The sequence below is a fragment of the Paenibacillus sp. FSL R7-0652 genome (assembly GCF_038595045.1).
Taxonomy (GTDB): Bacteria; Bacillota; Bacilli; order Paenibacillales; family Paenibacillaceae; genus Paenibacillus.
The window spans coordinates 499,514-511,887 of the sequence record NZ_CP152001.1 but is presented as its reverse complement, the minus strand read 5'-3'; the positions used below and the strand labels follow the sequence as shown (position 1 = coordinate 511,887).

Genomic DNA, 12,374 nt, shown 5'->3' with positions numbered 1-12,374 from the left:
GATCATACCGGATTCATGGCCATTCAACCGTAATAAAGACGAGTTAATGCAATCCGACATCATCCGTATCAAATTCCGAGGTATTTTCCTTCTTGCAATTAGCATCGTTATGTCTTTAGCTTCGATTAAGCAATTATTCGAGTAATCGATCTCAAGTTGGATGGTTTTCCTGTAAACAAACTGCACTATGGTTTGATCAGACTACAGATGAGGAGTTGTTGCTTTATGAATATGAGTCCTAACCCTTTGAACTCACAAGAGGCCGAAGCTGCCAAACGAAGAGCAGACGAACTTGCCCACCAAGCTCAGCGAGGTACTTGGATGAGCGGGATTATCACCACGATTATTATAGCCGCTGTTATAATTGGTATTTTATATTGGGTGGCTTACGCTAGAACTTCTTAAGGGAACGCAATTAGCCATTGCCCAGGAAATACTCCTTCGTGACTATTAAAATGAATTAAACGGATACAACGGCTGCTTGTCCTTTGAACAACTTGCCAAATACATACCGTACTAGCGGCCCCAATACGATCAACTGATACGGTAAAGCCAGACTAATGTTACGAGCAATCGTATGAAAATATGCGCCGAACACAGATGCTCCGTCTAACTGATCAGCTGCATAGGCTGTCATAATCCCATATAGAGACATGATCAAAACCATCCCGACAACCATAAAAAAGGACATGGTAACGATCCCTTTGATTCTACTGGATCTCGCAAAAGGGATGGAAAAGGCCATTTTTCTCGCTGCAGGTCCAACGATGAACGACTCCACCACAAAAGCGATGACAAAACAGATTACGAATTGCAGCAGCATCTGCATCGCAGACATCTCGCTTAACATTCCCGTGTGCCATAGATTGAAGGTCATCATGACGACGACCATTCCCGTACACATCATAAGTCCAAAAATAACTTGTTCTTTCTTGCTTCCTGGCAATATACTCATCCTTTCTGTACTGGGATCATTATAGAGATTGTGACCACCCTTACATAAGTGAACATTATGTGAACGATTTGTTGACTAGGGTGTGTCTGAAAACGCTGAAGGAAGCCAATTTTGCTGAATTTTCGTTCCAAGCTAGGAAGTTTTCCGCAGGCGTGCCGGGGCACGTCAAGGGAAAGTGACGAAGCAGGGGGCGAAAAGGCGGTAAAAGATGCACTTCAGTAGTTTTCAAGACACACCCTAGACACACTCCCTTTACTCGCCTATAATTACACCTAGTAATGCCCGTAACTTCATAGTTTCCCAGGGGAGTCGGAATTGGCCGGCTGAGAGTGTATCCCATCAAGATACTAACCCTTAGACCTGATCTGGATCATGCCAGCGTAGGAATCGGAGTATATTGCAACGGCACAGCCATAAGCTGAAAGCCATTCTCTCACGCCTGCACGCGTCCCGGATTACGGGGCGCTTTTTTTGTTTTCTATGGACAAACAGAAACAGAAAAATGACGTTATTCGGACAACCTGCAAGTATAAATTCGTCGATTTATGCAAAGGGATTGGATATGAAGCCAAGGAGTACCCCGTGCCATAGGCCGGACATACCGAAGGAGAGAAACACGATGAAATGGCGTAAAACAATGGGATTGTTACTCATGTGTGTACTGCTGGTAACCGCAGCTGCATGTGGTGGCAAAGAAACGGCTCCAGTTGAGCAGAAAGGTGCGGCCAGTTCAGGGAAAACGAACGATGACAGTGGCGCTGCACTGAAAGATGTGAAGGTCGTGCTCGACTGGACGCCTAATACGAATCATACCGGTCTGTACGCAGCAGTGGATCAGGGTTTTTATAAAGCTGCTGGCTTGAATGTAGAGATTGTACAACCAGGTGCCGGCGGTGCAGATACGATGGTTGCCTCGGGTGAAGTGCCGTTTGGCGTCAGCTACCAGGAGAGTGTAACTCAGGCCCGCACGCAGGATGTTCCACTGGTGTCCATTGCAGCAGTTATTCAGCATAATACATCCGGTTTTGCCGCTCCGGTAGATCGCAAGATCAAATCCCCCAAAGACTTTGAAGGTAAAACTTACGGCGGCTGGGGTTCTCCGGTAGAAGAAGCCGTGATGCAGTCCATTATGGAGGGCGAAGGTGCTGATGTATCCAAAGTTAAAAACATTAACATGGGCGATGCCGATTTCTTCACAGCCGTGAAACGGGACATTGATTTTGCCTGGATCTTCTACGCTTGGACAGGAATTGAGGCTGAACTGCGCGGGGAGCCGATTGACATGTTATATGTGAAGGATTATGCCAAAGCGCTGGACTATTACACCCCTGTGCTTGTAACCAACGAGCAAACGATTCAGAAGGACCCTGAACTGGTGAAAGCTTTCCTGAAGGCCACTTCTGAAGGATACCAATATGCGATTGATCACCCTGAAGAAGCAGCGAATATTTTGATTAAAGCTGTACCCGATCTGGACAAGGAATTAGTAGTGGCAAGCCAGAAATGGCTCAGCCCGAAATATAAGGATGATGCACCGCGCTGGGGTGAACAAAAGGAAGACGTATGGAAAAACTACACCGACTGGATGTTCAGCAAGAAACTGCTGGATAAAAAGATTGATGTAACGAAAGCCTATACGAACGAGTTTTTACCACAATAAAATGAATCTAAATGTAACACTGAAATATGATATTTACACGTTTGAACGAAGAGGAAAGAACTTAAAAAAGCAAAGCGATCGTCTATAAGGTTCGCCGAGTTCCCCCTTCTACATCAACTTCTCATTTTAAATACACCCGAAAAGGAGTTTTGATCTCTCATGGCAAGTACATTACTCAGCATTCAAGTTATTCCCAAAACGCCGAACGGCGAGAACTCCTATCCATACGTAGACCGTGCCATCGAAGTGATTCAGCAATCCGGCCTGAAATATCAGGTCAATGCACTCGACACTACCATGGAAGGCGAACTGGAGGAGCTGCTGGAGGTTGTCCGTAAAATGCACGAAGTACTCGTGGAAGCTGGCAGCCCAAGCATTATCTCACAGGTCAAAATTGCACATAGTCCAGACGGATTCAGCATGGATACGCTGACGGAGAAATACCGCTAATGTCTTCCTATTTCAAAAGTGTATGGCCGCCCTTTGTGGCGGTTATTCTCTTTATTGCGATATGGCAGGTGGCGGTCTCCCTGTTCCATATTGAGAAATGGATGCTGCCTGCACCCTCTGACATTGCCCATGAAGCAGCTTCTCAAGCCGATCGACTTGGCATGCACGCTTCTGCAACAATTCAGTTAACACTCATCGGTTTTGCGGCAGGTACGGCCGTTGGTCTGCTGATTGCAATGGTGCTGCATCTGATCCCTTTTCTCAAATCGGCCTTGTATCCACTGCTTATTCTTAGTCAAAATATTCCGACCATCGCGCTCGCACCGCTTCTGCTGATCTGGTTCGGCTTCGGCCTGCTGCCCAAGCTGATTACGATCATTCTGGTCTGCTTCTTTCCAGTGGCCGTTGCGGCCATGGATGGGCTGACACGCACCGATGCTGCCATGATGAACTATATGCGTATGGCGGGTGCGAAGCGCCGTCATATCTTCTGGAAGCTGGAGCTTCCCCACGCTCTGCCGTCCATATTCTCGGGCATCAAAATCGCTGCGACATACAGCGTGATGGGCGCCATCATCGCCGAGTGGATCGGTGCTGACAAGGGCATCGGCTATTATATGATGCTGCAGAAGTCAGCGTATCGGACAGATCGTCTTTTTGTCGCCATTATGATTATCGTAGCGCTCAGCCTGCTGCTCTTCCTGCTGATCGCACTGCTGGAGAAACTGCTTGTCCGCTGGCGTCCACAGAAACGCTAGATTGAATTCACTGCTGGAAACAATGCTTGGGATTGTTAACAGCTTAGAAAGTTATCGTATTTTGTACATTAGGATGTGATCCTCATATGAAACAGCAACAGGACCAACATGCCGAACATGATGCTTCAGCTCCGCTCCCACCTGCGCTGGACATCGCCGATGTTCACGTGTCCTTCAAAGAACGGCGGCGTAAACTGCCTGTGCTGAACGGCCTGTCTCTGACAGTGAAAAAAGGGGAATTCGTCGCTATCGTTGGCCCTTCCGGCTGCGGTAAAAGCACCCTGTTCCACATCATCGGCGGCCTGCTGACACCGCAGAACGGCGATGTGTTCATGAACGGCAAGCAGGTTACCGGAGAGCGCGGGCATATCAGCTACATGCCGCAGCAGCCCGCTCTTTTTCCATGGCGGACGATTGAAGATAATGTGCTGCTGGCTGGCGAGGTCGCATCTTCCGCAGCTTTCGCTGCCCCAGGTGCTCAGCCCGCTGCGCGTGCCGAAGCACTTGCAGCGGCACGGCAGTGGCTGGGCAGTGTTGGCCTTGCCGGATTCGAGCGGGCATACCCTCATCAGCTGTCAGGCGGCATGCAGCAGCGTGCCGCTTTCCTGCGGGCGCTGCTCAGCCCGCAGGAGCTGATGCTGCTCGATGAGCCGTTCAGCGCGCTCGACGCCCTGACCCGAAGCGACATGCAGCGCTGGCTTCTGGATATCTGGGAACAGAACCGCCGCTCAGTGCTGTTCATCACCCACAATATCGAGGAAGCGCTGCTGCTGGCAGATCGGGTCTATGTGTTATCGAACCGGCCTGCGGCTGTGCTGCATGAGGTTCAGGTTCCTTTTGACCGGCCGAGACAAGAAACTATTACGGAAGAACCCGCTTTTCTCGAACGCAAACGACAGATTGCGCAGTGGATGAAAGAAGAACAGCAGAAAGCCCGCCTATTATGATAGCGCGGGCTTTTAAGTTATTTTTTTCCTAATTTGGTGATCCAACTCGCTCCATTTGGCGTTATATATATGAATACCCATGATACAAGGAGGAACTCCTTCATGCATTCCCAAACGTTTGCACCGCTGATCGACGCCCATCTTCATTTGGATAAATACAAACCGGAAGAACAGGAGGAGATGCTGCTCAGCTTCTCATCGCAGCAGGTCGAGGCTGTCATTGCCGTCTCTATGAACCTGGATTCCGCTCATGCCAATCTGAAGCTCGCCAAACAGCATCCACGTTACGTGTACCCTGCGTTTGGTTACCATCCCGAACAGCCGATGCCATCTCTTACCGAACAGGAGCAGTTCTTTCAATGGATCGAAGAACACATTGGACATGCCATAGCCATTGGTGAAGTCGGCTTACCCTATTACAGCCGCGAAGAAGCACGGCGGTCAGGTCTGGAATTTGATCAGAGGGGATATATTGATCTGCTCGAACAGTTCATTATGCTCGCCAAAAAGCACAACAAACCCGTTATTCTGCATGCGGTGTACGAAGATGCGGGTATCGCCTGTGATCTGCTGGAGAAACATCAGTACACGCGTGCTCACTTTCACTGGTTCAAAGGCTCAAAACAGACGATACGGCGTATGGCCAACAACGGTTATTTCATCTCCTTCACACCGGATATTCAGTACGAGACAGAGATTCGTGAGCTTGCCCGGCAGTATCCGGCAGAGCAGGTCATGGCCGAGACAGACGGGCCTTGGCCCTTCGAAGGACCCTTCCAGGGACGTATGACACACCCGGCAATGACTCGTCAGGTGATCCAGGCCTGGAGTGAGATTACGGGTATGGGAACCGAGCGCGCGACACGCTTGTTTTACCGAAACACAAAACGTTTCTACCGTCTGCCGGAGTAAACACATCATGAAAAGAAGCCCGCACCAGCAATGCAAAGAGCCAGTCTGCTTCATGCTGAACGGCACTCCGCTAGTCATACTTGACTCGGAGGTACCGTCCAGTCATGTTCGACTGGCTTTTCATCTATATTTTATTCATGCTGTTGTTGGTGCTTCCGATTGCAAAGTTCTTACTGTCCTATGGTTTACCCCTATTATCGCTTCAGGAAACCTTTGCGTTCCAGGAATGCTCTTACCTGCAGACGTGCAGGCTCGGTTAGACGAATCGCCATTTGTTCAGACCAAGGGGTTGTACGTTCCCCGTTTGTCCGCTTTTTCAAGTATTCTGCCGTGATCTCATCATACTCCTGCACACCCTTCAGGCTCTGCTCCGGTTGATACCGGTTATGATGCAGTACAGCCTTCAGCGGCAGTCGCGGACGAATACCTGTTTCTTGATCGGCAACTCCAATGCACATGCCGTATACCGGATAGACCCCATCCGGCAGTTCGAGCAGTTCCGCCACTTCTTCAATACGGTTACGGAGTCCGCCGATATACACAATGCCGAAACCAAGGGACTCGGCTGCCAGTGCGGCATTCTGTGAAGCGAGCGCAGCATCAATTGTAGCCACCATAAAGTTTTCAGTTGAGTCCGCATAGGACTCCTTCTCCGGAAGATGGCGTTTTGCGGCATCCTGCAATCGGTACAGGTCAGCACACCATACGAGAAAGACCGGGCATTCATTGATATATGCCTGATTCCCTGCCAGTTCAGCCAGCTTGGCCTTCTGCTCCTGATCGGTTACAGCGATAATGGAATATGCCTGTACGTTGCTTGAAGAGGATGCCATCTGCCCTGCAGCTGCGATGGCTTCGAGCTGTTCCTCACTGACCGGGTCCGGCTTGAATTTGCGCACGGAGCGGTGCCTCATTATCAGTTCAATCGTTTCGTTCATGGCTGTTCACTCCTAATCCTCGAAGTACGAACTCCACCGTCTGTTCGGCAAGTTCCTCTGTGTTCATATCCTGATAGTCAAATCCAAAACGCGAGTGCTTCGCCCGCTTGTGTGCAAGTGCGGCTCCCATAACCTGAAGCATGGCGTACGATGCGGACTCAATCTTAAACAAGCCCTCATCTTTGCCCTGCTGCAGGTATTCTCTCACTTTGTTCCAGACCGGGTCCAAATATTGAAATACGGTCGCAGTCCGGTGAGTGCGAAGGGTGATTTCCAGCTGCACAATGTCACTCATCTCACGATCCGTCATCGTAAATCGCACGACTTCCCCCACAATTCGGCGTATACCGTCAACGGGAGACAAGGATTCTGCAGCCAGTGCACTCAAAATATGCTCGGGAAAAAAATGTTCAAACAACGCGTCAAACACCTTTTCTTTTCCGCCAAAATGGTAGGATACCAGCGACACATTCGCGCCCGCCTCATCACAGATTTGACGAACACTTGTCCCGTCATACCCCTGCTCAGCAAAAAGTTTTTTGGCTGCAAGCAGTATCCTCGTTTTGATGTCCAATTCCGGTTCCGTCATTTGTTTCTCTCCTCTTATCCGTTCATGTCAGCTGCTGCAGCCCCTTATCCTGACTGCTGCCCTCACTCATTCTATCTATTATATTACACCAAGCACCCCGATGAAAATCATCGGGGTGCTTGGTTCGTACGATACAGCTGACTGATTCACGTCTGCGTACGTATATTAGCTGTTTGCCGGAGCCGGACTTGGCATACCGGCCGGTTTGCGTCCTTTTTTGAGCAGCGTCACAACAAGAGACAGTACAACAGCTGCAAGCAGTACAACCACGATGGAAACGGCAGCAGACTGCACGCCTGGCCCACCAAGCTGCACGCTTAGAATGCCCTGTACCGCATAAGTTGCAGGCAGGTAATGACCAATCCCGCTGTAGAAGCTGTTCAGCAGTTCACGCGGTACCATTGCACCGGATGATACCAGCTGCAGGGACAGCGAAATGATATTGAACAAACTGCCTGCCGGTCCAAAGCAGATCAGGAAAAACTGCGAGAAGAACATAAATGTACACAGGAACAGTGCCTGGAACAACCAGAATGCCACAAATCCTTGTGCGATCTGTCCACCCAGTGCGACAATCAGGGAAGACCCAAGTAAGGAAACAACCAAGGCTGAACCGACATTAATAACAACCCTGGCACCGAACAATGTCAGGCGGGAGAACATAGTGGACAGCATGCCCATCGCAACCTGGAGATTCATTCCCATAATCATGGCGCCTACATAAGACGCGAGCACCATCATCATCGGTACCATCTGGTTATTCATGCCGTTCACCGGATTAATCGATGTCGTTTTGCCTTCCACCCGATTGGTCAGGTTCGCAGCTGCCTGGGCAGCCTGATCTGAAGGAGCACCTGAAGCGGTCAGAACGGCTTGTACGCCTTGTGCGGAAGCTTGTTTGTTAATGGTGTTGGTCACGCTCTGCGACACACCCTGCATCATGCTTTTGATCGTTACCGGATTAGCTTCATTAATCGTGTATTTGATCTCGGCCGTGGAACCTGCCGTCTGAAGGGATTCATTAAATCCGGCCGGAATATTCAGCACCATATGGACTTGATGATGCTTCAATTGATCCAGTGCCTCAGCCGCATTCAAGTTGGCTGCCGTGTGGAAAGGCAGTGTCTTTGCCAACTGATCAGCAATGCCTTTGGACAGCTCCCCATCTTCATTCACAATGGCTACAGTTAATTCATTAGTCCGGTCATTCACTCCGGAATATGCCGTCATCCAGATCACACTAAAGATAACCTGGAACATCAGTGCAGTAACGATCCCTATAATTACTGGTGGTTTTTTAAATAAAGTGCGTAAAGCTTGCAGCATATGATTTGGTTCCCCCATCTTCAAAATAGTTCTAATTTGATTTAAACATTCGTTTGAATCAAACAATCGTTTAAATTTTAATTGTATATGTCAATATTGTCAATAAGTTTTCGTTAAATTCAGAAAATTAAAGCAAACTTTCATGAAATAGTGTTTCTATTTTCACGAAGTTTTTCTGGCAATTTACATATGAACACATTTACATAAAAAAATACACGGTCCGCCGCTAAGCTAACCGCGCATTCCTTTGATTTTTCAAATATCTGTTTCTTTCCCGGCTCCCCTTATGTTCCCCCAAGTAACCTCTTTGCTGTATTACTTGGTTCGAGCCAGCTTCATACGCTGCAGACGCAGTGCGTTCAGTACAACCGATACCGAACTGAATGCCATCGCAGCTCCTGCCAGCCACGGCGCGAGGAAACCTGCTGCTGCAATGGGGATCCCGATTACATTGTAGCCAAGCGCCCAGAACAAGTTCTGTTTGATATTGCCCATCGTGCGGCGGCTCATCTCTATGGCATCTGCAATGCTGTTCAAGTCACCGCGCATCAACGTAATATCTGCCGCTTCCATCGCCACATCCGTTCCGGTTCCAATCGCCATGCCGATATCGGCTGTTGCCAGTGCAGGAGCATCGTTAATGCCGTCTCCAACCATCGCTACCTTCCGGCCGCTCTCCTGCAATTTCTTCACTTCGGCCGCTTTGCCTTCAGGCAGAACTTCTGCCAAAACGCTGTGAATTCCCGCTTGCTCCGCTACCGCAAGAGCCGTGCGTTCATTATCTCCCGTAATCATTATGACATCGATGCCCATCGCTTGGAGACGTCCAATTGCCTCCCGAGACGTATCCTTGATGGTATCCGCCACCGCAATGATGCCTGCCCACTGACCTTGAGCAGCAACCAGCATAGCCGTACGCCCCTGTTCCTCCAGTTGGTTCATCTGCATCATGGTTTCCTCCGACAGATCTACGTTTGCGTCTGCCAACAGACGGCGTGTTCCCACCAAAATCACCTCACCAGATACTTCAGCACGCACACCATATCCGGGTATATTCTCAAACGCTGCTGCCGGTTCCAGATCCAGACCTTTATCCCGAATGCCGCTGACAATCGCCTCGGCTAACGGATGCTCCGAATTCTGTTCTGCTGCTCCAACACGTTTAAGCAGCTCGGATTCAGTCCAGCCCGGTGCGGTGACAACATCAGTTAATACAGGCTTTCCTTGGGTAACGGTTCCTGTTTTGTCGAGCACAACCGTTTGAATCTGCTGGGCCGTCTCCAGATGTTCGCCTCCCTTGAACAGGATGCCGTATTCCGCCGCCCGGCCCGATCCGGCCATGACGGAGGTTGGCGTTGCCAGCCCCAGTGCACATGGACAGGCAATAACAAGTACAGCAATCGCCTTCTCCAATGATCCGGCGAAGTCCCCCGGGCTGGCAAACAAATACCAGATCAAAAAGGTCAGTACGGCAATACCCACAACAATCGGCACAAAAATACCCGAGATCACATCGGCAATCCGCTGAATAGGCGCTTTCGACCCCTGCGCCTGCTCAACGACTTTGATAATTTGGGATAAGGCTGTATCTGAACCCACGCGGGTCGCCTGAATGCGGAGAACACCGTTTTTGTTCAGCGTTGCACCCGTGACCGGATCACCCGGCTTTTTGTCTACAGGCAGACTTTCACCACTAAGCATAGATTCATCGACAGAGGACTGTCCTTCTTCAACGATCCCATCCACCGGGATGCTGTCCCCGGGCTTCACCAGAACGACATCACCGACCGCTAAATAAGAAGCCGGAATTAGAACCTCCTGCCCGTCACGGATAACCCGTGCCTCTCGGGGAGCCAATTCAATCAGGCTTTTGATTGCCTGTGAGGAGCGGCCCTTTGCGACAGCCTCAAACCATTTTCCAAGCAGAATCAATGTGATCAGGATTGCACTGGTCTCATAATACAGCTCGACCATAGGCACAGCAGCTGCACCAGCAGCCATGCTCACATCCGTTCCCATCGCCCCGTGTTCCATTCCCTGACCCATCCCGGCACCAGGCAGATAACCGCTCGTTAACGTCAGATACAGACTGTAGAAAAAGGCTGCGCTGGTCCCCAGTGCAACGAGTACGTCCATATTGGCACTGCCATTACGAAGTGCCTTGTATGCTCCGACATAGAACTGCCATCCAATAACAAATTGGACCGGAGTCGCGAGGAGCAGCTGGAACCATGGATTCAAAAACAGATCCGGTACATAAATCCCCGATGTAAACGAGAAATGGCCCACCATCGCCCACAATAGCGGAATGGATAAGAGCGCGGAGATCATCCACTTCCACTTCTTGCGCTGCAGCTCCCGTTCCCGAACAGAAGTCGATTCCTCCTGTGTTAATTGCAATTCGGCACCATAGCCCAGCTGTTTGATCTTGGCTGTAATGTCCGAAGGTTTAAGTGTACCTGCAGCATATTCAATATGCCCCGTCTCCAGCGCCAGATTAACGTTGGCTTGTGCAACACCCGGAAGCCGGGACAATCCTTTCTCAATACGTGCAGAGCAGGCCGCACAGGTCATGCCTGTAATATCCAGATCAACCGATTCAGTCACCGTACCATAACCAAGTGCCGCTACTTTATCCCGTAAGGCGTTCACATTTGTTGTTTTGGGATCATACATAATCGATGCCTGTTCGATGGCAAGGTTTACGCTGGCTTGCTGCACCCCTTCCATGCGGGAAAGACCCTTCTCGACTCTTGTTGAGCAGGCTGCACAGGTCATACCCGTGATGTGAAGAGTTGTCTTCAGACCAGGGCTTTCCATAGGTGCTGGCGTAGGTGCCGATTCTATTTTCTCAGAGTTGGTGGTCGCCATTATGTCGTCTCCTTTCAGAAAAATAATACCCTATAGGGGTATATTGGAAGCGGGAAAACAGGCTGAAACCGTTATCACATTGACCACGCAGGTCTGTTCAAAAATCATTGGAATTGTCTCCATGATTTTACGGTCCCGAGCCTGTTCTGATACATTCCATTCGTCAATGATCCCTTGGATCATTACACGACATCGTATCCCTGATCTTCAATTGCTGCTTTAATCTGATCTACTGTTACAGCCTGTTCATTATATTCCACGGCTACTGTTCCGGCTGCCAGATCGACCTGACCGCTCGCTCCTGCGCTTTTTACCGCTTCTTCAACGGATTTCACGCAGTGATTGCAGGACATTCCTTTTACATTCAATGTAATATTAGACATGTTCTATTCCTCCTTGGTTATGTTCGTATGTGTGACTTGAATCGTTCCATAATTACTTCATTAATTTCCTGACAGTAACCAGCAATTCATCGACCACTTCGTGTTCACCAGCCTGAATGCGTTCTACGATACAGCTCTTCATATGTCCTTCCAGCAAAAGCTTGCCTACCGAATTCAGCGCGGACTGTGCGGCAGCAATCTGGGTTAACACATCATCGCAGTACGTGTCCTTCTCAATCAGACCTTTAATCCCGCGTATCTGGCCTTCTACCCGGTTTAAACGAGAGATCAGATTGCCCTTCATCTCCTCGGAATGGTGGCTTTTGCGAACAGGTCTTCCGTTCTTGTCTAGGTCCACACCATGACATGAATCTGCCTGCTGCCCCACTATATCTGTGCCTACAACATCAGCGGAGCCTTCGGCTGCAGTTAAAACCGGTTCTTCGGGATGGCTCTGATGATCCATCATAACACCCCTTTTCATTCGTTCTTTCATCAGATTAACATACCCCTATGGGGTATTCAAGGGATTTCTTTTCTTATATTATTGAACGTTTTGTGTATGTAGATTGGTGTATGTAGTTT

General features: G+C 49.5%; 13 protein-coding genes and 1 riboswitch. Of the genes, 6 read left to right on the top strand and 7 right to left on the bottom strand.

All coding sequences use genetic code 11. From position 1 onward, the window contains the following. Window positions 1-225 precede the first annotated feature (225 nt). Window positions 226-405, top strand: a complete 180-nt coding sequence (locus MKY97_RS02450; protein ID WP_342553948.1) for a hypothetical protein — start codon at window positions 226-228, stop codon at window positions 403-405. 55 nt (window positions 406-460) lie between these two features. Here the strand turns inward: MKY97_RS02450 and MKY97_RS02445 are convergent, their stop codons facing one another. Then, the gene (locus MKY97_RS02445) at window positions 461-955 is read right to left on the bottom strand and encodes a hypothetical protein (RefSeq protein ID WP_342553947.1); all 495 of its coding nucleotides are present in this window, start codon (window positions 953-955) and stop codon (window positions 461-463) included. Window positions 956-1,247: 292 nt separating this feature from the next. Next, window positions 1,248-1,360: riboswitch (TPP riboswitch) on the top strand. 214 nt (window positions 1,361-1,574) lie between these two features. On the opposite strand from MKY97_RS02445, the gene MKY97_RS02440 reads away from it, so the two are divergent. The 5 genes from MKY97_RS02440 (at window position 1,575) to MKY97_RS02420 (ending at window position 5,682) form a co-directional block, all read left to right on the top strand. Then, complete coding sequence (locus MKY97_RS02440; RefSeq protein ID WP_342553946.1) at window positions 1,575-2,615, top strand: ABC transporter substrate-binding protein; 1,041 nt, start codon at window positions 1,575-1,577, stop codon at window positions 2,613-2,615. A gap of 159 nt (window positions 2,616-2,774) precedes the next feature. Next, complete coding sequence (locus MKY97_RS02435; RefSeq protein WP_342553945.1) at window positions 2,775-3,065, top strand: thiamine-binding protein; 291 nt, start codon at window positions 2,775-2,777, stop codon at window positions 3,063-3,065. Then, window positions 3,065-3,823, top strand: a complete 759-nt coding sequence (locus MKY97_RS02430) for an ABC transporter permease (protein ID WP_342553944.1) — start codon at window positions 3,065-3,067, stop codon at window positions 3,821-3,823. The genes MKY97_RS02435 and MKY97_RS02430 overlap by 1 nt, the downstream gene beginning before the upstream one ends. A gap of 86 nt (window positions 3,824-3,909) precedes the next feature. Continuing rightward, a complete protein-coding gene (locus MKY97_RS02425) occupies window positions 3,910-4,770 on the top strand; it encodes an ABC transporter ATP-binding protein (protein ID WP_342553943.1) in 861 nt (286 codons plus the stop codon). A 102-nt stretch (window positions 4,771-4,872) separates the two neighbouring features. After that, window positions 4,873-5,682 (top strand): TatD family hydrolase, encoded by an 810-nt coding sequence (locus MKY97_RS02420; protein ID WP_342553942.1) that lies wholly within the window; start codon window positions 4,873-4,875, stop codon window positions 5,680-5,682. A 194-nt stretch (window positions 5,683-5,876) separates the two neighbouring features. Here MKY97_RS02420 and nfsA read toward each other — a convergent pair whose 3' ends face one another. The 6 genes from nfsA to MKY97_RS02390 all read right to left on the bottom strand — a co-directional run bounded on the left by nfsA (window position 5,877) and on the right by MKY97_RS02390 (window position 12,147). Next, entirely contained in the window at window positions 5,877-6,620 is a 744-nt protein-coding gene (gene nfsA, locus MKY97_RS02415) for an oxygen-insensitive NADPH nitroreductase (RefSeq protein ID WP_342553941.1), read from the bottom strand. Next, on the bottom strand, window positions 6,604-7,209 hold the full coding sequence (locus MKY97_RS02410; RefSeq protein ID WP_342553940.1) for a TetR family transcriptional regulator: 606 nt from the start codon (window positions 7,207-7,209) through the stop codon (window positions 6,604-6,606). The genes nfsA and MKY97_RS02410 overlap by 17 nt, the downstream gene beginning before the upstream one ends. A 165-nt stretch (window positions 7,210-7,374) precedes the next feature. Beyond that, window positions 7,375-8,535 (bottom strand): ABC transporter permease, encoded by a 1,161-nt coding sequence (locus MKY97_RS02405; RefSeq protein ID WP_342553939.1) that lies wholly within the window; start codon window positions 8,533-8,535, stop codon window positions 7,375-7,377. A 315-nt stretch (window positions 8,536-8,850) separates the two neighbouring features. Then, window positions 8,851-11,355, bottom strand: a complete 2,505-nt coding sequence (locus tag MKY97_RS02400; RefSeq protein ID WP_342556205.1) for a heavy metal translocating P-type ATPase — start codon at window positions 11,353-11,355, stop codon at window positions 8,851-8,853. A 233-nt stretch (window positions 11,356-11,588) separates the two neighbouring features. After that, window positions 11,589-11,789 carry a copper ion binding protein gene (locus tag MKY97_RS02395; RefSeq protein ID WP_342553938.1) on the bottom strand — a complete coding sequence of 67 codons (201 nt, stop codon included), beginning with the start codon at window positions 11,787-11,789 and terminating at the stop codon, window positions 11,589-11,591. Between the two features lie 52 nt (window positions 11,790-11,841). Continuing rightward, on the bottom strand, window positions 11,842-12,147 hold the full coding sequence (locus MKY97_RS02390) for a metal-sensitive transcriptional regulator (protein WP_342556204.1): 306 nt from the start codon (window positions 12,145-12,147) through the stop codon (window positions 11,842-11,844). Between the last annotated feature and the right edge of the window lie 227 nt (window positions 12,148-12,374).